This is a genomic window from Pseudoalteromonas sp. SCSIO 43088 (genome assembly GCF_023650795.1).
In the GTDB taxonomy this organism is placed as follows: domain Bacteria; phylum Pseudomonadota; class Gammaproteobacteria; order Enterobacterales; family Alteromonadaceae; genus Pseudoalteromonas; species Pseudoalteromonas shioyasakiensis.
Genome location: NZ_CP072675.1, coordinates 3,285,029 through 3,307,757 on the forward strand (window position 1 = coordinate 3,285,029; position 22,729 = coordinate 3,307,757).

The 22,729-nt window shown below is 42.4% G+C and carries 15 protein-coding genes and 1 pseudogene; 4 read left to right on the plus strand and 12 right to left on the minus strand.

All coding sequences use genetic code 11. From position 1 onward, the window contains the following. Positions 1–29 precede the first annotated feature (29 nt). Entirely contained in the window at positions 30–1,109 is a 1,080-nt protein-coding gene (locus J8Z28_RS15140; RefSeq protein WP_062566502.1) for a mechanosensitive ion channel family protein, read from the plus strand. A gap of 18 nt (positions 1,110–1,127) precedes the next feature. On the opposite strand, the pseudogene tatA reads toward J8Z28_RS15140, so the two are convergent. The 3 genes and pseudogenes from tatA to agaR form a co-directional block, all read right to left on the minus strand. After that, positions 1,128–1,277: pseudogene (gene tatA / locus J8Z28_RS15145) on the minus strand (twin-arginine translocase TatA/TatE family subunit); the annotation flags it as partial. 54 nt (positions 1,278–1,331) lie between these two features. After that, positions 1,332–4,148, minus strand: a complete 2,817-nt coding sequence (locus tag J8Z28_RS15150) for a TonB-dependent receptor (protein ID WP_062566503.1) — start codon at positions 4,146–4,148, stop codon at positions 1,332–1,334. Between the two features lie 315 nt (positions 4,149–4,463). Next, positions 4,464–5,228, minus strand: a complete 765-nt coding sequence (gene agaR / locus J8Z28_RS15155) for a transcriptional repressor AgaR (protein ID WP_054561067.1) — start codon at positions 5,226–5,228, stop codon at positions 4,464–4,466. Between the two features lie 160 nt (positions 5,229–5,388). On the opposite strand from agaR, the gene J8Z28_RS15160 reads away from it, so the two are divergent. Further along, on the plus strand, positions 5,389–6,720 hold the full coding sequence (locus J8Z28_RS15160; protein ID WP_062566504.1) for a sugar MFS transporter: 1,332 nt from the start codon (positions 5,389–5,391) through the stop codon (positions 6,718–6,720). Positions 6,721–6,750: 30 nt separating this feature from the next. On the opposite strand, the gene J8Z28_RS15165 is transcribed toward J8Z28_RS15160, so the two are convergent. Genes J8Z28_RS15165 through J8Z28_RS15190 form a run of 6 tightly spaced genes read right to left on the minus strand, consistent with a single transcriptional unit; the run spans position 6,751 to position 13,453 of the window. Next, on the minus strand, positions 6,751–7,263 hold the full coding sequence (locus J8Z28_RS15165; protein WP_062566505.1) for a hypothetical protein: 513 nt from the start codon (positions 7,261–7,263) through the stop codon (positions 6,751–6,753). After that, positions 7,256–8,950, minus strand: a complete 1,695-nt coding sequence (locus J8Z28_RS15170; RefSeq protein ID WP_062566506.1) for a GMC oxidoreductase — start codon at positions 8,948–8,950, stop codon at positions 7,256–7,258. The genes J8Z28_RS15165 and J8Z28_RS15170 overlap by 8 nt, the downstream gene beginning before the upstream one ends. Before the next feature lie 13 nt (positions 8,951–8,963). Then, positions 8,964–10,127, minus strand: coding sequence for an N-acetylglucosamine-6-phosphate deacetylase (gene nagA, locus J8Z28_RS15175; protein ID WP_062566507.1), 1,164 nt, complete (start codon positions 10,125–10,127; stop codon positions 8,964–8,966). After that, complete coding sequence (locus J8Z28_RS15180; RefSeq protein WP_062566508.1) at positions 10,105–11,028, minus strand: ROK family protein; 924 nt, start codon at positions 11,026–11,028, stop codon at positions 10,105–10,107. Before J8Z28_RS15180 ends, nagA begins: the two co-directional genes overlap by 23 nt. Positions 11,029–11,045: 17 nt before the next feature. Continuing rightward, positions 11,046–12,164, minus strand: coding sequence for an SIS domain-containing protein (locus J8Z28_RS15185; RefSeq protein WP_062566509.1), 1,119 nt, complete (start codon positions 12,162–12,164; stop codon positions 11,046–11,048). 23 nt (positions 12,165–12,187) lie between these two features. After that, positions 12,188–13,453, minus strand: coding sequence for a D-tagatose-bisphosphate aldolase, class II, non-catalytic subunit (locus J8Z28_RS15190; RefSeq protein ID WP_062566510.1), 1,266 nt, complete (start codon positions 13,451–13,453; stop codon positions 12,188–12,190). 274 nt (positions 13,454–13,727) lie between these two features. On the opposite strand from J8Z28_RS15190, the gene J8Z28_RS15195 reads away from it, so the two are divergent. Further along, positions 13,728–15,188 carry a Gfo/Idh/MocA family protein gene (locus J8Z28_RS15195; protein ID WP_062566511.1) on the plus strand — a complete coding sequence of 487 codons (1,461 nt, stop codon included), beginning with the start codon at positions 13,728–13,730 and terminating at the stop codon, positions 15,186–15,188. Positions 15,189–15,290: 102 nt separating this feature from the next. Here J8Z28_RS15195 and J8Z28_RS15200 read toward each other — a convergent pair whose 3' ends face one another. From J8Z28_RS15200 to J8Z28_RS15210, 3 genes are all read right to left on the minus strand, one after another. Beyond that, positions 15,291–18,155 carry a TonB-dependent receptor gene (locus J8Z28_RS15200; protein ID WP_062566512.1) on the minus strand — a complete coding sequence of 955 codons (2,865 nt, stop codon included), beginning with the start codon at positions 18,153–18,155 and terminating at the stop codon, positions 15,291–15,293. 71 nt (positions 18,156–18,226) lie between these two features. Then, positions 18,227–19,108 (minus strand): FecR family protein, encoded by an 882-nt coding sequence (locus tag J8Z28_RS15205; RefSeq protein ID WP_062566513.1) that lies wholly within the window; start codon positions 19,106–19,108, stop codon positions 18,227–18,229. Positions 19,109–19,144: 36 nt separating this feature from the next. Beyond that, entirely contained in the window at positions 19,145–19,708 is a 564-nt protein-coding gene (locus tag J8Z28_RS15210; protein ID WP_082710973.1) for an RNA polymerase sigma factor, read from the minus strand. Between the two features lie 216 nt (positions 19,709–19,924). Between J8Z28_RS15210 and J8Z28_RS15215 the strand changes: the two genes are divergently transcribed. Beyond that, positions 19,925–22,681 (plus strand): TonB-dependent receptor, encoded by a 2,757-nt coding sequence (locus J8Z28_RS15215; RefSeq protein ID WP_062566515.1) that lies wholly within the window; start codon positions 19,925–19,927, stop codon positions 22,679–22,681. The last annotated feature ends 48 nt before the right edge of the window (positions 22,682–22,729 follow it).

Consider the following 22,729-nt stretch of genomic DNA (forward strand, 5'->3'; position numbering starts at 1 on the left):
AACAGTACAAAGGTCCATGGAGCGGTGCGATGAATTATTATTTACTTATTAAAAATCAATTAGCTACTTTGTTTACACCGACAGTTTCAGTAACATCGCAAGCAATCCCTGAGAGCTTATCTTGGCAAGACTTAAACTCTCAAATCACGCAGTTTTTACATACTACATGGCAAATGTTACCTGCACTGACACTCGGTATTGTAGCCATCATTGTTTGCTACTTTTTAGCCCGCCCTTTATCGTATTTATTAATCAAACCACTTGGCTTTGTCAGTGAAAGTAAACTTTTGCATGTGGTGACTAGGCGCTTTTTTAGCATCATTATCATCTTGTTTGGGGTGTACTTATTTTTGCGTCTTGCTGGACTCACCAGTTTTGCCGTGGCGATTATGAGTGGTACTGGCTTAGTCGGGCTTATTTTAGGTTTTGCTTTTCGCGATATCGCCGAAAACTTTATTTCAAGTATGCTGCTTAGTGTGCAGCGCCCTTTTCGTATTGATGATGTTATCGAAGTTGATGGTCGTTTAGGGGTAGTTAAAAAGGTTACGGCTCGCGCCACCACCTTGGTTGATTTTGATGGTAATCACATTCAAATTCCCAATGCGACCGTCTATAAAAACGTCATTAAAAACCTCACCGCAAATCCTAAAATGCGAGGTCACTTTAACGTTGGCATTGGCTACGATAATGACATTCGCTATGCCCAACAATTAGCAATGAAAGTGGTTAATCAAAACCCTGCTGTTATTAGTGATCCGCCAAGCCAAGTGTTAATTGATTCATTAGGCTCAGCGACTCTTAATCTAACCATTTATTTTTGGGTCAATAGTAACGAACACAGTACTATCAAAGTGGCATCACAATTAATGCGAGAGCTGGTCAATACCTATTTAGCAGAGCAAATAAGCATGCCTGATGATGCTCGCGAGCGAATTATTTTAAATAGCGAAAACGAGACCGAGCAGCCAAACAATAGTGTAAGCGCAGAGCCAAAAACAGCAAAATCACTCGACGACCATAGCCTTGATGACGTTAGTAGTGATGCCGATGATATTCGCGAACAAGCCGATCAATCTCGCGACCCTGAGCAGGGTAGCAATATAATTTAAAGTACTTGCGAACTAGGCTTCATCATTGGGTTTATCTTGCATAGCACGCTTAAACCCTTTGACTGACGTCCCTAAATCTCCACCTATTCGAGATAATTTTTTTGTGCCAAATAACAGCACCACAATTGCAGCAATAATGACTAATTGCCAAACACTAATTCCTGCCATAACAACCTCATTTAAAAATAAAAGCGCCCTTACAGGCGCTTGTAAACACTAAAATTAGAAACTAGCTCGAACACCCAAGGCTACTTGAGTACCAAAACGCTCTAGATAACTCACTTGGTCAGTACGCTTGGTGTAACCCCAATAACGTTCATTCGTTAAGTTCGTTGCTTCGGCAAACACTGTGAATTGGTCACTGATGTTATAGCTCATGCTGGCATCTAACTGACCATAATCAGAGATCCAATATGGACCACCCCATGCATCAGGATCCGACAAGAACTTGCTGCGCCAGTTATACGCTAAACGTGCTTGGAAACCATATTGCTCATAGTAAACCACGGCGTTATATGAGTTTTTCGACATGCCTCTAAATGGCAAACCTGATTCTTTTAGCTCTGGTTCATCGTAACTACTGTCAACATAGGTGTAATTAAGCTGAAAGCCTAAGCCATTGAAAGGTTCGGGTAGTAAGTTTTCGAGCGACTGCTGATAAGCAAACTCAGCCCCTTTGATCGTTGCACCGTACTTACTCTTACCAGGGTAAGATGCAAAGTAACGCACACCTTCAATTTCAACTGGGCTTTCGACGTAATCGATAAATGATTTCAGGTCTTTGACAAACACCCCACCACTTAACGAGCTGCTGTCTTCAAAGTACCACTCTAAGGTCATATCGGCTTGATTAGCTTCTTCAGGTGTTAACGACGAATCACCCATAGAAAGTTGTGGTAAACCTTCACGATACGTATCAAAATTTGGCGCAAGCCACGGACGTAAGTAGCTTAAAGATGGGCGGCTAATCACTTGTGCCGCAGAGAAGCGGTAAATTAAATCATCGGTAATACTAAGCTTAAAGTTCATGCTTGGTAAAATGTTGCTGTAATCCCCTTTAAATGATTGCTCAACAGTTTCGCGCCAACCATTTTCAAGTGGTTTACCATCTTCTTGTAAGTCAATTAACGATAGATCATAAACCGACCCTTTAGAGCTCACTTCAGTTTGCGAGCCGCGAATACCAACGTTTAACATATACGGCATATTTGCAAGAGTGCTCTCGAGCGTCACTTGCGCATACGCAGTTAGAACTTCTTCGGTTACCTCATAAGTGCCCGATGAATTGAGCGATGCAACAATACTCTTATCGGTTGCTTCAGCATTAATTGAGCGATAATAAGCAAGTAACTTATCGTAGTCGAAACTTGGCCATGGCTCAGGTGTAATGCTACTTTCACCCTCTAAGAAGTTATCGAAATTCGCCTCAACAAACACATCACTTGGGATTTCAAAGAGGTTAAAGTCACCAACATTGACCACGGTGCTGTCATCGAATTCATAGCCATCGCGTTCTAAATATTGACCACCATTACTGAATTGGCTGGCATTTTTTGATGCATATTCAAGCTGACTTTTAGTTTGTTCAAGGTAAGTTAAACCAAAATCAACACGGGTCACTAAATCGCTTTCTGGCACAAATGTACCGGTAAACTTAAAGTCATTAACCGTGTCTTCAACCCCAGTACCTGTATTACGGCTATAGTGAGCACCGTATGATTGATCCGCAGTTAAGCCCGGCGATAAGGTCACATCTGGCAGCATATTACCCGTGGTGTAATCAATCCCAATTGAGTCAATAAAACCACGCGCAACAATAAAGCGGTTATCACCGCCGTTTTCGTTTTTCGCTCTTGAATGGGCAACATCTACAGCCAGTGTTAGGCCATCCATTGGATACCATTTAGCATTAAGGGCAAACTGATAAGTATCGGTTTTACGTGGGTTGGTTAAGTTGAGTAGCTCCACCATGGTGTTACCGGTTTGCGTCATTGATACTACACGGCCTGTGTCATCAAATTCTGCATCAGTAAACACTGGCGTGCCTGGCGTCCAGCTTTCATCATAGTTAACAAAACCGATTTGATAACGATGACCATCGGTGTTGTAACGTGAATAAAGAGCATCAAAGTTAATGTCTAGGGTATCTGTTGGGCGCCATTGCATTGCTAACGTCGCACCGACGCGTTCACGCACATCCTGCGCGTTGGCAAAATACATGTAACTCGGGATTTTTGAGGCAAATATTTCACTTTGCCCATCAATTTCTCCGTTGCCGTTCATGTCGACTGGCACACCTGCGCTGTCTGCCCCCCAACCTTCTTCTTCGTCAAAAAAACCGCTTGCCGAGTATGTGTCTGCACGTAAGGTTTTCTTAGAATACGCACCCGAGAAAAGCACACCAAAAGTATCATCATTAAAGTTGTCACCGATGATGAATGAAGCATGCGGGTGTACATCGCCTGTTCGAGATTCATAAATCCCTTTTGCTGAAGCGCTCAAGGTAAAGCCATCTTGGTCTAGTGGTTTACGAGTTTCGATATCAACGACCGCACCAATGCCCCCTTCAATTAAGCGTGCTTCTGGTGACTTATACACTTGTAGTGCCCCCACTAACTCTGAAGCAATCGTATCAAAGTTAAAGTCGCGGCCTGAGTTTTCAGAAGCCAGTTTACGACCATTCAACGTGGTAATGTTGTAGCCGCCACCTAAACCACGGACTAAAATATTTTGCCCCTCACCGCCATTACGAGTAATGGTGATGCCCGGAATACGCTGCAATGCTTCCGCTAAGTTTTCATCGGGGAACTTACCGATGTCATCAGCGACAACGACATCAACAACCGTCGTTGCTTCTTTCTTTCGAAAGTTTGATTCTTTAATACTGCTACGGATCCCTGTAACTTCAATAACCTCAACATCCTCTTCGGCCTTACTATCGTTTTCTTGTTGCTGGGCCGTCGCAGCGAAACTGACTGATGAGGCCAAAATCGAGCTTATCAGCACGCTCAAATATTTTTTTCTAGTTGTTGTTGCCATGATGATTTCCTGTTTTTAAATGTTCAGATTTTTTCACCATAAAAATGGTAATGAGTAAGGCCTTATATTTAATCTATAACAAAATGAAACAAACTAGCAACAATTAATTACCTAGTGAAACTTTCGATAGTTACGAATCAAGTTTCAAAAACAGCAAAAATGGCTTCGCATGCCTTTAAAGATGGGGAGTTAATTTCGAAAGTTACGATAATGATTTTTTCTGAAGATTTTCTTTTCGGTGGGGAGATTCGGTTTTTACGAACAATAAAAAAGGCGGCAAAAGCCACCTTTCAATAGTTCTATTTAACTAGAGAGTTAAACGGTAATCACTTCGATACCTAAGCTCGTTAATGATTCAACGAACTCTGCTGGCATATTTTTGTCGGTGACCAGCACATCGATTGATTTAAGCGGCAATACATTATACAAAGCACGCTTACCAAATTTACTTGAATCTGTGACTGCAATGACTTTATCTGCGCGGGTGCACATGGTGCGATTCAGCATTGCCTCGGGCTCATAATGAGTGGTGATCCCTGCTTCTGAGTCGATACCATCAACCCCTAAAATAACCTTTTTAAAGTTATATTTACTAAGTGCTTGCTCGACTTCATTTGAGTAAAAAGACATTGATTTCTTTCGTAATTGCCCACCCAGCATAAACACATTTGCATCTTCAATATCAGCCAGTACATGGGCAATATTAAGGCCGTTTGTCATCACAGTAAGGCCCTGCTTATTGGTTAATGCTTTGGCAACTTCTTCTGTGGTGGTACCAGAATCAATAATCAATGAATCGCCATCATCAACCAAACTTGCCACAGCTTTCGCTAATAACACTTTCACTGCGTAGTTTTCGTTATGCTTATCTTTTACCGAAAGCTCTTTAGCCAATTTATCGCAGGCAATTGCCCCACCACGTGAACGGACAACTAAGCCACGTTTACCGAGCTCGTTAAGATCATGGCGAATGCTAACCTCCGAAATATCAAAGGTCTTTGCGAGATCTTTAACATTTACTTTGCCATTTTCCTCAGTCATCAGGACGATTTTTTGTCTTCTTTCTATTGTGGTTAGCATAGCTGGCCTGTTGTTTTAATAGCTGCTTTCAAATTTGTAGTTCAATATTACACAATTTACAGTTTCAAAGCCAAATTTAGTTTCGAAATAAAATAAAACTTTCAAAACTTACGAATTTTGTTTTATGATTATTTCACAACAATCTTCTTTGGTGACAAAAATGACAACACAAAGCTCACTGTTAGAGCAAACAGAACACACCAATCGCACGCAATTACTGCCTATGATGATCATAGGTGGGTTGTTTTTCTTATTTGGTTTTATAACTTGGCTTAACGGCTCCTTGATCCCATTTTTACAAATGGTCTGCGATCTCAACCATATTGAAGCTTACATGGTGACACTGGTGTTTTATATCGCCTATACCGTAATGGCACTGCCAAGCGCTAAGATTTTGCAAATATTCAGCTATAAGCATGGTATGTCGTTTGGTTTAGGTACCATGGCATTTGGTGCACTGTTATTTATTCCTGCGGCACAAATTCAGGCTTACTGGTTGTTTTTGGTTGCCTTATTTACTTTAGGTAGCGGCCTTACCTTATTACAAACCGCTGCGAATCCTTACATCGTGCTTATTGGCTCTAAAGACACAGCAGCCGTGCGCATTAGCATTATGGGTATTCTCAATAAGAGTGCTGGTGTGGTGGCTCCATTGCTCTTCTCAGCGATTGTATTTAGCGACATTGCCAACTTTAGCCCAGAAGCTCTGGCTCAATTAAACAGCATTCAAAAGCAATTACAGTTACAAGAACTGGCTAATCGTTTAATTACTCCTTACCTTGTAATGGCAATCGCATTAGCAATATTAGCGGCGTTAATCATGCTGGCCCCGCTACCTGATATTGAACAACCAAAAACCAGCAACAACAGCGAGAGTAAATCAGTCCTGCAATTTCCACACTTAGTTTTAGGCGTGATAGCCCTATTCTTTTACATAGGTGCAGAAGTCATTGCCGGCGACACTATTGGCCTTTACGGCAAAGAACAAGGGGTATTGCAGTTCGCAGAACTCACCTCTTACACCATGGGCTTTATGGTGCTGGGTTATGTTTTAGGTATCGTGTTAATTCCTCGCTTTTTTAGTCAGCAACAGGCGCTGATATTTTCCGCGTTAAGTGGTTGTGTGTTTTCACTTGGTATCATTTTAATTAATCCGCAACAAACTGCGATTGCAAACGTAGTGCTCTTTTGGCTTGCTGATAACGGTTTTCCAGATACCGTGTTATTTGTTGCATTACTTGGCTTATCGAATGCGCTGGTATGGCCGACCATTTGGCCTATGGCCCTTGCAAATCTTGGCGATAAAACCCAAACCGGCGCGGCATTACTGATTATGGGGATTTCAGGTGGCGCGCTATTGCCTTTGGTATACGGTGTATTTGCAGAATATACGGGCAATGCACAACAAGCTTACTATCTGTTGATCCCTTGCTATGTGTTTATTCTTTATTACGCACTGATTGGTCACAAACTAACAAGTTGGCGTAAGTAAAGACATGGGCAGGCTTAGTTGTTTTACTATTTAACTAGCCTGCAATTTTTCTGATGTGAAATAGCCCAGTAGCAAAAATTCACGCACGGTAAAAATACACTTATATATTAAGTACTCGTCACGCTTATCAGGGCTCACTTCTGAAAGAGGTAAGGCTTGCTGCGCTATTATGCGCTGTTGCTGCTGCAAAGAGATAGTAAATAAACCTGTGAGTTTATCAGCTAATTGCGACGATGAAAGAGCACCTTCTGCAATCAGCTCTGCGCCTTTTAAGCATGCCGTACGCTCAGTCGTAGTTAGTGTATTTGCTAGCATTAAATCTGTGAAAGCGACTAAATTAAAATACAGTTGCTCATTTGGCTCTAGCTCTAAAATAACCGCCTGCATATGCGAAACCACATCTCGATGCGCCACCGTTTTAAGCACCTCAAAATGATTGTCATTCACTTTATCAAATAGCTGAGTCGCAGCCACTGGCTTAATAGCCGCACCGAATAATGCAGCTAAACATTTAATCGCATTTCGCCTTTGTAAATCAGCCATTGAACACCCCGTTTTGATAATGCCGTACAGCATGATCGGCGGCTCTTGCAGTAAATGCCATATAGGTTAACGAAGGGTTCTGATAACCCGACGAGCACATAAACGAGCCGTCAGTGACATAGACGTTACGCACACTATGAATTTGGTTGTAACGATTAAGCACTGAGGTTGTAGCATCATGTCCCATGCGCGCAGTTCCCATTTCGTGGATGGCTTGCCCCGGCGCTGAGCCTTTATCGTACGCTTGCACATTTTGATAACCAGCTTTGCTGAGCATCTCGACGGCTTGCGCTTTCATATCCTCGCGCATGCGCTGCTCGTTTTCAGCAAATTGGCAATCAAAATTAACTAAAGGTAATCCCCATTGATCTTTTAATACCGGATCTAAGCTCATTTTATTACGATGATAAGGCAGGCATTCACCAAAGCCTATTAATGCAACTTGCCAAGGCCCAGGTTTGGCAAGCTCTTCTCGAAAAGCCTTACCAAAGCTAAGTTCTTTAAAGCCCCGTCGCCAATCTTTTCGTGTTGCGTATCCTTGATAGCCATAGCCGCGAATAAAGCTATGCTGCTCGTTATCATCAAGGTTTCGAAAGCGCGGAATATGAAAGCCAACGGGTCTGTCGCCATCATTAAAGTCATCAGCAAAACCTTTTGGTTCACCCGTTGCGCCAACCCTAAAATGGTGATCCATGAGGTTATGACCAAGCTCTCCACTATCGTTCCCTAAGCCATTAGGAAAACGTGCAGAGGTTGAATTTAATAACAAGGCTGTTGTGGCTACCGTTGATGCACAGCAAAAAATGATGTTCGCTCGCTCGATACGCTCTTTTTTAGATTCAGCATCAATTACTTTCACACCTGTGGCTTGCCCGCTATCTGGATTGTAAATAATCTCTTTAGCAATGGAGTGAGTCTGAATAGTGAGTCGTCCAGTACGCATCGCTGCAGGTAAGGTCGAGGCTAAACTACTAAAATAACTACCGGTTGGACAACCTCGCATACAGCGGTTGCGCTTGCTGCATGGAGCACGACCTTGCTCAGGCTTTGCCTCAGTTAAATGCGCAACTCGCCCGATGGTGAGGTGCCGATTAGTGTAGTGAGTTAATAAACTTTGTTTAAGCTGCTGCTCTACGGCATTAAGCGCAAAAGGAGGTAAGTAAGGTCCATCTGGTAGCTGAGGTAAGTTCAGCGCTTCGCCAATAACCCCGATGTAGGCTTCAACTTTATCGTACCAAGGCGCAATATCTTGATAGCGCACAGGCCAATCAACGCCGTGACCATCTTGTTTGTTGGCTGCAAAATCTATATCACTGAGGCGCAAGCATTGCCGCCCCCAAGTTAATGAGCGCCCACCAAGATGATACCCTCTGATCCAATCAAAACGCTGTGATTCTTGATAAGGGTGCTGCAAATCATTCACAAACCAGTGTTTTATTGATTGCTTGGTGGCATAGCCAGTGCGTGCTTGTTTAGCTTGGTTGCGCTTTTCTAGCAAGCTGGGCCTGTCGCGAAATGGCAGTTGCCAATCTTCTTTAAAGGCAGTGATATAGTCAGTACCATGCACAACCTGCCTGCCACGTTCCAGCAGCAGTACATTGAGCCCATTTTCGGTCAGTTCTTTAGCAGCCCAGCCGCCAGTAATGCCACTGCCAATAACAATGGCATCGAATACTTTTGCCTGCATTCTCACTTAACTTTTAAAAGATTTGCTTACCCGCACAGATTGTTGCTTGAACAGAAAAGTCTTTATCGAGCAGGGCAAAATTAGCCTGTTTACCTACCGCAATACTGCCTATTTGCTCCGCTTTATTTAAAAACTCAGCGGGTACTAAACTGGCCATGTTAGTTGCTTCGACTAGGCTTGCGTCGGTTAGGTTATAAAAGCGCTCAACGCCAACTTCCATGGTTAATGTACTGCCTGCTAAAGAGCCGCTCTCAGTTCTTGCAACACCTTGCTCAACCACAATAGGAAGCTCACCTAAACGGTAGCGACCATCTTGTAAGCCTCCGGCGCTCACACAGTCTGTGATCAGAGCAATTTTATCTGCCCCTTTTAAACGGTAAACCATGTTCATGATGCTCGGATGCAAATGAATACCATCAGGAATAAGCTCAACCATGGCATCGTTGTCCATCAGTAATGCGCCAGTACAGCCGGGATCACGATGATGAATACCGCGCATACCATTAAAAATATGCACACCACCGCAGGCTCCATGAGCAAGAGCTTGTGTTGTTTGCTCAAAATTAGCATCTGTATGACCCAGCATCACACGCACACCCTTATCGGTGATATAGCGGATCATGTCGGGGGATTTAAGTAGTTCTGGCGCTAACGCAAATGAGCTTAAGCAACCTTCACATGCGGCATAAATTTCATCAAATCGCTGTTTAGTAAGCTCTAAAAAAAATGACTCGTTATGCGCGCCTTTATGCGCTTCGGCAAAGAATAAACCTTCGTTATAAGCCCCTAGCAACTGCGCTCCAGCCAAGCCTTTTTGATAGGCACTCGCCATATTTTTATAAGCTTGAATTGAGACGTCCCAGTCTGCAGTCACCGTTGTGCCAACAAACCCCGTTACGCCATGCTTTGCTAAAGAACGAGAAATAATCTCTAGTGATTCTGGGGTGCCGTCCATAATATCGCAGCCTTCACGGCCATGAATATGTAAATCAATAAAGCCTGGAAATAAACTGTGCTCACCTAAATCTATTACTTCGATCTCGGGCGCCATTTGCGTAGTAATGGCAGTAATTTTACCTTGCTCGACCAAGACCACATGATCGAGTAAAACCGCATCAGCAGTCACCACTTTTGCGGCTTTTAAGTAATAGCGATTAAGATGCGTTGGAATTAGCATGAACACTTCCTATTATTGCAGCGCCTCTTACGCCGCTAGAATCACCAAATTTTGCGCGCTTCACTTCTGGCACGGCAAAACCTGAAAATAAATGAGTTTGAATCGCGTCAGGGAGTTTTTCTACTATTGCATCAATGAGCGACAACCCGCCCCCAAGCACGATAACTTCTGGGTGCAAACTTTTACTGATAGCAGCAAAGGTTTCGCCAAGAATATCTAAGTAACAAGCTAGCACCTTTAAGGCTTGCTCATCACCACGTTTGATATCGTTTGCCCATTCAATCGCAGATTTAGGAGATTGCGTAATATGCTGGTACAAGGTTTGTACACCGGGCCCTGCAATATAACTTTCGACACAGCCATTTAAACCACAGCCGCACTTTAAAACTGGCAGCTGGTATTTTTGTTGTAAATACGCAGACAGCGGTAAATGGCCGTACTCCCCTGACATGCCCAAACCTTGGTTAAACAAGGTTCCATCAATGCACATACCACCCGCCGCACCAGTGCCAACAATGGCACCGAATACTCGGCTATAACCTTCACCAGCTCCGCCATTAGCTTCTGATAAGGCAAAACACCGGGTGTCATTTAATATCGCAACAGGGCGTTTTAATAATGCTTGAAGATCGTTGGCAATCACTTTGTCTGTGGCACACGGCACATTAGCCGACAGTACTTTACCTTCATCATTAACGATACCTGGCATACCGATGCCCACCGCACCTTGGCAACCCGATAGCTCATCGGCTTTAATTACCTGCTGATAAATTGCGTGCAAAAATTGCTGATAGTCATCCGTTGGCGTAGTAATACGCCAACTTTGCTGTTGCTCTAAATTATCATTAAAAATGGCGGTCTCTATTTTTGTACCACCAATATCGAGTCCGTAAACAGCCATACTTTACCCAACACTACTTAGCGAGAAGTTAATGGGTAAATAGTTACCCCTTTTACAACACGGTTAACTTCGCCCGTAGGACAAGGGTTATCAGGTGTTAAACCGAGTGACATTGATTTATAAAATGCAAAAATCTGACAATAGACAATATAATACAGACCTTGCCAAACATCATCTAGCTCGACCAGTTCAGTATTTAACGCCAGCTTTTTAACCGCTAAACACTGTTGGTCATTTAGTAGTTCATTAAATAAATCAGTATCATACAAACTACTATAAAAATCACTTGAGGCCATTAACATCACTGCGGTTTTATCATTAATAATGGTTTTAGGACCATGACGAAAACCAAGTGGGGTTTCAAAGTAACTTATTAAATCACCATTGGTCAGCTCTAAGCACTTTAAGGCCGCTTCTTTAGCATAGCCGAGCAATGAACCTGCTCCTAAAAACACCAAACGTTCAATGTCAGTTTGCGCAAAACCCTTGATCTCTTCAAGTTGCGTGTCGAGCAGCTGCTCTGTCTGCGTGGCCACTTGTGCGAGCTGGTTAACATCAGGGGTAAAAATACATAAGGTTGAAAGCAGCATTGAGGTGAAACTGCTGGTCATAGCAAAGCTTTCATCAAGAGTTTCTTTTGGCATAAGTACACTAAAGCTGTTTCTTTTAGCTGCCGCCCTTTTCGCTAACTCTCCATTTTCATTACAGGTAATAACTAAGTGGAAGCACTTTTCAACAACTTGCTCTGAGATATCAACCGCCGCGACACTTTCAGGGCTATTACCTGAACGCGCATAAGAAACAAGTAAAGTGGGCGTGCTCTTTTGTAAAAAACCATGTGGGTTAGACACAATGTCGGTGGTGCTAACTGCACGCACATTTAAATCTGTTTTGGCTGTTAAGTGAGGTGCTAATGCTTCGCCAACATAGGCCGATGTGCCAGCCCCCGTTAATACGATTTGCAGTCCTTTTAATGCCAAAATTGGCGCTAAAAATGCACTTATTTCTGCTCGATGCGTTTCAATAATAGCCGCTGTATTGCACCATGACTCTGGCTGCTGAGAGATTTCTCTTGCTGTCCAATATGCGTTTTGCTGCTTAAGCTCTGTTTCGTTTAATGATAAAAACTGCGTCATAATTAATTCTCTCTCAACACCACTTATTGATTACAAGCACGCGAATAGGTATTCGTTACTTCCATTATTTTATTGAGTACTAACTCACGTGGTGATGAGTTAATTTGGCCATTGATCAATGCCTTATATTGCGCTGGCATAAACTGACTAAGCAAGGTCTGAGGAATAATTTGCCCTTCTAAGTTTTCAAACAGTTTTTCTACTGTTTGTTTTATTTCGTCTTCAGGCCAGTAATAACGAATACGGTCGCTATAACTATAAGCTCTAAACAGCTTAGCTTCAGCACCTTGTGTTGGGTAAAACTTATTCCAGTAATGTGGCTTTTCTAGCATGATACGTTCACACACATCACGTAAATTAGAACGCTGACCAGCTTCGACTAATTGATCTTCAATATAAGATAACGCAAACAACCCTTCGCGTAGCGCATAGGTAAGCTGTGGACCCACTTTCAATATGGCAAAGTGATCTTGCACCAACTCGTGATAGCAATGATCTGGCTGATAGTCGGTAGAGTGAGCTTCATAAACAAGATTATCGACAGTGGTGATAAACTCTTTCAGTTTTTGCGCTTCATTACGTTGGTAATCAAAAACTTGATGGTTATCAAATTCAACTCCCGGCTGCACAACAACAGCAATAACACGCGACCACACATCGCTTATGTTTAAGTTAGCAAATGCAGCCTGGTGTAATTCGATTGTTTGCTGTACCCCCTCAACATGAGATACCTCAATAATTTCATGTTCTTCTGTAGCGCCACCCGGAGGAGGAACCTCAGTACCCACCACATAAAGAATATCGTTACCTTTTGCTACCGACTCAGCGGCTTGGCACATCAACGCTGCACGCTTGGCAATTTCGGCATCAGCTAAACGTTCTCCATCGTCAGCGCATGGCATACTGGCATCTAAATGAATTTTCTTAAAACCCGCGCTTGCATAGGCTTTTACTAGGTCAACAGCTTTTACCATTGCAACCTCTGCAGGCTCATTTACCCAACACACTGGACCTAAATGATCACCCCCCAAAATAATGCGCTGGGTATCTAACCCTACTTTTTCCGCTATTGCATGAACAAACTCAACGAAGTCATGGGGCTTCATTCCTGTGTAACCACCAAACTGATTAACTTGATTCGCTGTAGCTTCTATTAAAATTTCGGTGTCATCATTTAGAGCTTGCAACATTGCTGCTTCGATAACGAGCGGGTGTGCACAACACACAGAATAAATACCCTGCGCTTGCCCTACTCGATTGTTATTTATAATCGTTTTTAATGCATTCATGGTTTTCTCCAAGCAGCTTACGCTAATGGTTAGATACGTGATTTGAAATTACAGTAGCACAGCGCGAAACGCTGCGCAACAAAACGAAAGGTAACGAAAGGCGCAAAACAAGTTAAAAACACACTAAACACGGTATTCTATAAGGGTTAAAATAATAAAAACCAAAGTTACGAAAGAATTTGAAAGCATTTAATTGTAATTGACTTTGAGTTGCGATATAACAGAAACAACTGAAACCCACTATTAAAATAATCTCAGTGATTTAGGTATCGTTATGACAATAGATAGACGTAGTTTTTTAAAATCTGCCGCAGCCATTACCGCCGCGACAGTCGTGACTGGTTGTGCGAAAAGCCAACAAGGTGATAATCAAAGCACACCTCTTGCAGCACAAGGTAAAAGCGTAATGGGCTTAGCTGTGCCAGCAATGGATGTGGTACGTGTTGGTTTTATTGGAGTTGGTCAACGTGGTAGCGGCCATGTAAAACACCTTTGCCATATTGAAGGTGTTGAAATTAAAGCTATTTGCGACACAGATCAGCTGATGCTAGATAAGTCTGTTAATTATGTTGTTGAAAAAGGCTTACCTAAACCAACTGCTTATACGGGTTCTGATAAAGCCTATTTAGACATGCTTGCTCGCGATGACATCGACATTGTGATCATTTCAACGCCTTGGAAATGGCACACACCGATGAGTGTTCAGACCATGGAAAGTGGTAAGCATGCCTTTGTTGAAGTACCTGCAGCAACCACGATGGAAGAGTGTTGGCAACTAGTAAACACTGCTGAGCGCACGCAAAAGAACTGCATGATGATGGAAAACGTTAACTACGGCCGTGACGAGTTAATGGTATTAAACATGGTTCGTAAGGGGATATTTGGCGAGTTACTACATGGTGAAGCCGCTTATATTCATGACCTGCGTTGGCAAATGAAAGAAATTGACCGCAGCACAGGTTCTTGGCGCACTTACTGGCATACAAAAGTAGACGGTAACTTATACCCAACCCATGGTTTAGGCCCTGTTTCTCAGTATATGAACATCAACCGTGGTGACCGCTTTGATTTTGTTACATCAGTTAGCTCACCTGCACTTGGCCGCGCAGCTTACGCAGAGCGTGAATTTCCTGCGGGCCACGAACGCCGCTCACTGAAATTTACTGCTGGCGACATGAACACCAGCATTATTAAAACAGTGAAAGGTCGTAGCATTATGGTTCAGCACGACACCACAAGCCCTCGCCCGTACAGCCGCCATAACCTAATTCAAGGTACTAATGGTACATTTGCTGGTTTCCCTAATCGCATTGCTCTTGAAGATGTGCCACCAGCTATCGCGAAAATTTACCAACAGCAATATGAAGCAGAGCTCGCTGCCTGGGAGAAAGCAGGTTCACAGGGTCGTAAGCCACATATGCAAAACTTTCATAGCTGGGATCAAGATATGGAAAAGTGGCGTGCTGAGTTTGATCACCCACTATGGAAACGCATGGGTGAAGAAGCGGTCAAGAACGGTGGCCACGGCGGTATGGACTTCATTATGCTTTGGCGCATGATCTACTGCTTACGCAATAATGAGCCACTCGATCAAGATGTATACGATGCCGCAGCATGGTCATCAATCTTCCCGCAAAGTATGGCATCGGTTGCTGATAGAAGTAACAGCAAAACGATTCCAGATTTTACCCGTGGCGCTTGGCAAACAGGTAAGCCACTAGGGATTGTGTCTTAACACTTTCTCTCCTTGGAACACTAAAAAGCCCGCCCTTTGCCCTGCGGGCTTTTTTATTAATACACAAGTTATGCATCCATATGATGATGCTTTGATGATCACTTATAGGGTTAATGAAAGACTCAGCACAAAACGGCGACCAAATTGCTCGACTTTCATAAGTGATGAGGCGTCGTTTGTTTGCACCTCTCTAACTAGGCTTTTATCTGTGGCATTAAAAATATCAAACCGCAATGCAACTAAATCAGAGAAAAGCCAACTGTAACTTAGGTCTACACTTGTAAAATCATCGACATAAACATCTGCATTATTCGATAAGTCTCGTTGCTCTAAAAAATCACTCCGGTAATTAAGGTTAACTGCACTTTGCCATTTCTTTGCATTAAACAGTAAACGCAGATTTGCAGTTAATTCAGACACCCCTTCAATATCTGTGTTGTCGATTTGCTCCGCCGTTAATTTGGCGTCCAATAACTGACTAACACTCGATATCATTCGACTTTGCAGTAGAGAATTTGATAATACAGGTAGTTTCAAGTCAGTACTAAACTGCAGCCCACTAATTGCTGCTTGCCCATCATTATTGGCCTGTAAAGCTGGGTATTGCTGCTGTTGATAGGTTACGTTTTTGATTTGTTCAACAATAAAGTTATCGAGCTGATGATTAAAGGCCATCAATTGCAAACTACTCTCTTCCCCTGACCAATTGAAAGATAGGCTTGTGGTGTTGGCTACTACAGGCTCTAAAGCAGGATTTCCTAATTCGGCATAGGGTAAACCACCAGAATTAACATGTAGTTTAGGGTTTAAATCAGAATAGTTAGGCCGATTCACTGCACGGCTATAACCTAAGCGAGCAAGCCATTGCTCAGACAACTGCCATTTGAAATTCAAAGAAGGTAACCAAGTAGAAATGTTTACCTGCTCAGAAAGCTTTGCTAATTGGCCATTCTCATTAAGCTCATGCCCTAATGTTTTACTTTTTACATAGCTGTGTCTGAGCCCAAAAGCAGTCGTTAATCTTTTAAGTTCTGGTATTTGCCATACGCTGTGCATATAGCTTTCATAAGCAGTAAATTCGGTTTCATAACTATTTAAGTAATCATTGGCTTGCCCATCGGTAAATGGTAAGTCAATATCATACAACTGTAAAAGGTCACGTTTTGGGATCAGCCAAGCTTGTGTAGGGTGTGACAGAAAATCGGCTTCAAATGCCGTATTTAATGGCTCTAACCAACGGCCATCAAGCGCTGGTAAATCAGTTAACTGTGTTTGAGACAAACTTACATCTTGACGAAGATACTGATGAGAGTGCATAGACTTTACTGCGCCAAACTGTAAACTCGACAACCCCCAAATAGATGATATTTGCCAAGTGCCATCTACCCCCCATTCTGTTACTTCATCGTTTACTTCAATCTGGCGGCGGCTTAATTGTGATAACTGTGAGTAACTATCAACAAGCGCTAAATTACTGTCCAATTCGTAGTAGGCAAGCTGTTTTCCTGAAATAGAAATCTCTGCAGGTACAGCTTTTAAGTCAACATGAGTTCGGGTGATTGGGGTTTGCGTTTCACTCAACGATTCACTGTGGCTGTAAAATGGACTTATTTGCCAGTGGCTGCCATCTTTTGCATACCATGTAGGTAATATTTGTAAGGTTTGCGTATGGTAGTAAAGGCCTGATTCTTCGCGTGAAGATTTACTTTTTGCCGCATTAAATTGCACCGTTTGAATACTGTTTTGATGCTCACCTAATATGGCTGTTGCATCATCACTTGATGGATTAATTGAGAGCCGGTGCTCATCGTAGGTAAAATCGGTGTCTGAACGAAGCCAAAGTGTATTTAATTCAAATCGCTGATTAGGCTGCCAAGCAATATTTGTGTAATAGCTTGCACGAGTTCTATCTTCATGTTCGATAGTAAGTGCTAACGTATCGGTGGGAACTAAGCTATTATTTTCAAGCCCTTGCCACTGATAAGCTGCAGGTGCTCCACCATTATTTCCCCAATGCCACGTTTCAAATTGAAATTGCCTTTGTAAGCGGTTTTCGTAATTAAACTTAACGACAGCAGCTAACTTATTGTCAGCTGAAATAGTATTGGCAACTAAACCAAAGCTTGGTTGAAAGTTACGCTCACCTGCAAGGGCTGCACTGGTTAAGGTTACTTTTAGGTGATCATCATCAAATGAAAGCGGATCATCACTGATCAAGTTGACTGTCGCTCCAGCTGCTCCGCTAGGTAACCTTGCATCAGCGAGTTTATATACGGCAATATTGGAAAAAAGCTCGGCGCTGAATGTATCAAAACGATACTGCTGACCATATTGATTCGAGTTACGAACGTTTTCAGTATTTGCTAATCTGTGCCCATTTAACAAGGTTAATTGATACTCAGGGCCTAGTCCCATCGCATTAATATTAAGTGCTTCTCCGCGGTCTCTTGAAATACTTACCCCAGGAATTGCTTGTAGTGCTTCAGCCAAATTTTCAGCAGGTAGAAGAGAAAGCATTGTGCCGCTAGCAAAGTCAGCCTCGCCAATGTAGTTTTGTTTTTGCTGCTGCGCGTAATCGGCACTTTGTTGGTAATCGCGGGCATAAACCACAGAAGAAGCCTGATTGTTTTTATCACCTTTCACTGTCACTTCCTCTATATAGGGCTGTGACAGTGAGTGATGTTGTGTCTGGCTTGGTTTGGAAATAATAATGCCCGATGATGTTTGTTGCCAAATAAAGCCATGTTTTAGCAACAGGGCATCAAGGCTTGCCTCTAGACTAACTGTTCTAGGTAACGTGGCTGAGTGTAAGATAACTGAGCTTACTAGGTTGTCTGGATAAATAATTGCAACTTGGTACTGATCAGCCAGATCATTAAGCGCTGTTTTTAGAGTGCTTTGTGCAGCAAACAGCTGCTTGGCATACAAACCAAACAGCATCAAAACACAGCAGAAAATACGCCACATTAACTTACATCCTCATTGCTAGAGGAAAATATTGTGCCTATTTTCAATGAAAGGTTTATGACAACATCATATCAGTTTTCATCCTTTTTACTTAGCTCAATGCTATCGGGGTATTGGTTTACATCAAGTTCATTTAGCTGAGCGATGAGCTTTGCAGCACCAAGAATGTCGTCAACAGCAAAGCGACCACTTACATGTATATCACTTGGTACATTACTTAATACCACAGGTTTTTCGCTATAACGATTTAACTGAAATAATGCATCATTGATAGACACGTTATCTAAGTCCAACCATCCTTGCTGCCAATCAGGTTGTGAGGCATTAAATTGCAAGACCTGTATTGTAGAATCACTTACTCGGGCACGCTGCCCTTTCACTAATTCAACGTGCTGCGTTCCATCTAAACTGGTTACTGAAACTTTACCATGAAAAACATCAACTAATGTTTCTCGCAATGTTTTGTCCACATTAAAAGCCGTACCAAGAACTTCGATCGTGGCATTGCCCGTATCAATTGTGAAAGGGCGCGATTCATCACGATGTACAGAAAAATATGCTTCGCCATTTGCTAAGGTTGCTTTTCGAGCATGACTATTCTCACTGAACTCAAGTTGCGTATTCACGTTCATTGCGACCTGTGTACCATCAGACAAATTCACTTGTTGTGCTTTACCACTAGTAAATTGTTGAACAGCTACAAGATCAGAGGACGATATGGGCGGCTGTTCATTCACTGGCATTAAAGTCCACATGAAAATAGCAAAGCATGCTGCTACAGCACCGCCCCCCCAAGAATACTGCGCTAAACGACGGCGTTTTTTAGCTTGTTCAAGTTGTTCATTCTGTTGTGCATCCACCAGCTCAAGCGCGGCTAATAATGCAGGGTCGTCCCAAATAGCCTTTTCTAGCGCATTATCAGATTCATAATCATGTTGGTGTGAAAAATTCATCGTTGTCTCAATTGCTGGTAATACTAATATGACGGATTAACTGTCATGACGGGGACATTCATGTACTAAAAAATACTCAGTCATGGCATTTTTCAGCATATCCATTGCCCGTGAAATATGTTTTTTAACTGCTTCTTCTGAGATCCCCAAACTACTTGCAATCTCAGCTCGTGTTTGGCCTTTAATACGGCGGCGAATAAACACATCTCTGCGCAATGCCGGCATTTGCGACAAAACGCGCTGATAAAGTTCAATACGTTGCTCATATTCAAGTGCGGACTCAAGCGATAACGCCTCACAATGAGGCTCATGCTCTAAACTTTCTGGTGTTTTTTTCTGCTCACGGTGGTGATCTATTATCAAGTGCTGAGCCATCCGATAACCATATGCGAGCGGATTATCTATCGCGTCTAGGTGTTCTGATCTAAGTGCCTTGAGAAGTAGCTTCTGAAATAAATCATCCGCATCAGCACGCTCTGCCACTGCTTTGCAAAAAAAGCCTTTTAAAGCGTCTTGATTTGCTATGAAGCATTGTAAAAGTGTTCTGCTTTGCTCTGTGATCTTATTATCAAAGCCGTTAGTCATTGAAGGTAAAGACATATTTAAGTTAAAGGCTAGCTTATTTATCTGAGTATGACGTAAATGCTAGCCTAAAGGGGACAGCTGTTTGATGATCATTTCGTTACAGTTTTAAGTAACTATCGACTTAAAAGTGTCATGAAAGCTTCATTAAAAAATAGGTCCCCTTCTTTGTTAATGCAGCGTCTTTAGAGGCGAATTTAAACCAAATATTGCATTTAACAGGAATTAACCCTCATGACTTACCGTGCATTTTCATTATCACCTTTAGCGCTTGCTGTTGGCTCATTATTAATTGCTCCCACCTACGCAGAAGAAAACCCAGAGCCAATGGAAGAAATTGTTGTCACTGGCAGCTACATAAAAAGCTTAGAAAAAGCGATTGATTTAAAACGCACTAATATTGGCTTCTCAGATTCAATTGTCGCGTCTGATATCGCAGATTTCCCAGAACAAAACTTAGCAGAAGCTTTACAGCGTATGCCGGGTGTTACGATTGAGCGTAATAAAGGCCTAGGTCAAAAAGTAAATGTACGTAGCTTACCGTCTGAATTTACCTTTGTTTCTATTAACAACCTTGCGACAGCCTCAGGCAGTGGTGGCCGTGATGTTGAATTTGATATGTTTGCGTCAGAAATTATTCAAAGTGTCACCGTTAAAAAATCGCCAACAGCCGCAGATGAAGAAGGCGGCATTGCAGGCTCTGTTGCAATTACGACTGCTCGCCCATTTGACTATGATGGTCGTCAAATAGTGGCATCGGTTGAAGGCGCATATAACGATATCTCTGAGCAAAGCGATCCTAAGTTTGCGTTTTTAGCGAGTAATACCTTTGGTGATTGGGGCGCGCTTGCTTCATTCGCTTATTCAGAGCGTACAAATAGAACAGATAGTAACTCTGGTATTGATTTTCGTCCTCTGTCACGTTGGACAGAAAAATCAGGTTCATCACAATGGCAATCAGACCAAACTGTTGACGTTTTAGAGCGCGATACGGGGATCACTATCAATGATCGCTTCGACAAAGATGAAACCAGCCGCGTTGTATTTATAAATAAAGTCGGCGACAGAGCTTACTTAACTGAACAAGAAAAATGGGGCGCAACTTTATCACTACAATACAAACCGAGCAGTGAATTTAGCCTCACTTTTGATGCGCTACTGGGTAACTTTGATAATCATGAAGACCAGTATGATGCCGCAGCCTATTCAGCTTCAAGTATCAGTGCATTAGAAAAAATAAACAGTTACGATAACACCACCCTTGCAGATTATGGTATTACCGTTTTAACTGATGTTAACTATGCCGCAACGCAGCATGAGTTTTTAAGCAAAGAAAATAGTAGCGATACAGACTACCAGCAATTTAGCTTAACCCTTGATTGGATGATAGGTGACTGGGAAGTTTACGGTGTCGTTGGCTACAGTGGTGCAGATAAATTAGCTGAGACAACTAATTTAAAGCACACTGCTTATGGCCCAACTCGCACTCGTTACACATCAACAGGCGGTGAAACCATTGCCAGCGATAACCCCGACACATTCGATATGTATAATTCTCCTGAAGCTTATACATTTGATTACTATGAAGTAAATCTTGAAGATATCTCTGATGACAAATATGCAGCTCAACTCGATTTTAGCCGCCATTTTCAACTAGATTTCTTCCCTGCATTATCAAAAGTTCAGTTTGGTGCGCGTTATACTGATAAATCAAAACAACGTAATTATGGTAGCAACCGAATTACAGGCCCTAGCGCAGGTGATTCATCGTGGGTAGGCACACGTACCTTAGCTGATAGCGAAATACATACTATTTCAGATTTAGTGTCAGGTGGTGAGTATTTATCTGACGTATCGTCTAAACAAGACTGGAGTCAAATTTCAAATAGCTATGCGCGTAATGAATTACGTTACGATGGTTTCGGCGTTGACTACGCACCGGATCAATTCTACGAAGTGTCAGAAAAAACCACCGCCATTTATGCGATGGCTGATTTTGCATTTGAAATTGGCACCTTACCTGCCACTTTAAATACCGGTGTTCGTTACATTGATACCAATGTAGATTCTTCAGGATATCACCAAGTGCAAGCTAATGATGGCAGCACAAATTATACGCCAGCACCTATCTCAAAAGAAGGTAACTATAAAGAAACTCTACCTAGCATTAACTTTAGCTTAGAGCTTACTGACAACTTACTATTCCGCGCGGCAGCATCAGAAACCTTTATCCGCCCTGCATTAACGGATATTGCTTATAAACGTACTGTGAGTTTAAGTGAATTTAAATACCGCGATGGTAACCCTGATTTAAAACCAACTTATGCAGATCAATGGGAAACAGGCCTAGAGTGGTATTTAGAAGAAGGTGGTTTACTTGCTGTTTCATACTTCGAAAAAGAAATTGAAGGCGTAGTGCGTGAATCTCTAACAGGTGTTGTTACTGATGTAACTAAATATAATGACAATGGTACTGTGGATGGCGTTTACGACTTTGATGTTTATCAAAAAGTAAATGCAGATGGTTCGTACGATGTAAGTGGTATCGAGTTCATTGCACAAATTCCATTTGCACGTTTTCACCCAATGTTACAGGGGTTCGGTATTAACGCTAACTATACGACGCTTGATAACTCACTTACAGGTGCCTCTGATTTAGCGATTCCAACACCACCAGAAGGCTTAGCTGACGAAACCTACAATATTACTTTCTACTACGAAAATGACAGCTTTGATGCGCGTATCTCATACAACTATAAAGACAAGTATGTAGAGTATATTGAACGCGATATGTACCCTGTTTACCGCGATGCCTACGGTCAAACAGATATCTCGTTAGGCTATCAAATAAACGACATGTTTAAAGTCACTCTTGAGGGGATCAATATCACAGATGAAGAAACAACGGGCTACACTATTGCTCCGGCTTTCCCAACTATGTATGAGTTCTCAGGTCGTCGCTTCTCATTAGGCTTACGCGGCAATTTCTAAATACATTATTGGGGCCTTTGCGCCCCAATTTTTTTTCAGCAAGGCAAC

Bases quoted from the DNA above. Each gene is read 5' to 3' on its own strand.
- J8Z28_RS15210 (WP_082710973.1), bottom strand. From the start codon at position 19,708: ATGTCTTTACCTTCAATGACTAACGGCTTTGATAATAAGATCACAGAG.
- agaR (WP_054561067.1), bottom strand. From the start codon at position 5,228: ATGCTAACCACAATAGAAAGAAGACAAAAAATCGTCCTGATGACTGAG.
- J8Z28_RS15150 (WP_062566503.1), bottom strand. From the start codon at position 4,148: ATGGCAACAACAACTAGAAAAAAATATTTGAGCGTGCTGATAAGCTCG.
- J8Z28_RS15180 (WP_062566508.1), bottom strand. From the start codon at position 11,028: ATGGCTGTTTACGGACTCGATATTGGTGGTACAAAAATAGAGACCGCC.
- J8Z28_RS15205 (WP_062566513.1), bottom strand. From the start codon at position 19,108: ATGAATTTTTCACACCAACATGATTATGAATCTGATAATGCGCTAGAA.
- J8Z28_RS15195 (WP_062566511.1), top strand. From the start codon at position 13,728: ATGACAATAGATAGACGTAGTTTTTTAAAATCTGCCGCAGCCATTACC.
- J8Z28_RS15170 (WP_062566506.1), bottom strand. From the start codon at position 8,950: ATGCAGGCAAAAGTATTCGATGCCATTGTTATTGGCAGTGGCATTACT.
- J8Z28_RS15190 (WP_062566510.1), bottom strand. From the start codon at position 13,453: ATGAATGCATTAAAAACGATTATAAATAACAATCGAGTAGGGCAAGCG.
- J8Z28_RS15185 (WP_062566509.1), bottom strand. From the start codon at position 12,164: ATGACGCAGTTTTTATCATTAAACGAAACAGAGCTTAAGCAGCAAAAC.
- J8Z28_RS15160 (WP_062566504.1), top strand. From the start codon at position 5,389: ATGACAACACAAAGCTCACTGTTAGAGCAAACAGAACACACCAATCGC.
- J8Z28_RS15200 (WP_062566512.1), bottom strand. From the start codon at position 18,155: ATGTGGCGTATTTTCTGCTGTGTTTTGATGCTGTTTGGTTTGTATGCC.
- J8Z28_RS15215 (WP_062566515.1), top strand. From the start codon at position 19,925: ATGACTTACCGTGCATTTTCATTATCACCTTTAGCGCTTGCTGTTGGC.
- J8Z28_RS15165 (WP_062566505.1), bottom strand. From the start codon at position 7,263: ATGGCTGATTTACAAAGGCGAAATGCGATTAAATGTTTAGCTGCATTA.
- J8Z28_RS15140 (WP_062566502.1), top strand. From the start codon at position 30: ATGAATTATTATTTACTTATTAAAAATCAATTAGCTACTTTGTTTACA.
- nagA (WP_062566507.1), bottom strand. From the start codon at position 10,127: ATGCTAATTCCAACGCATCTTAATCGCTATTACTTAAAAGCCGCAAAA.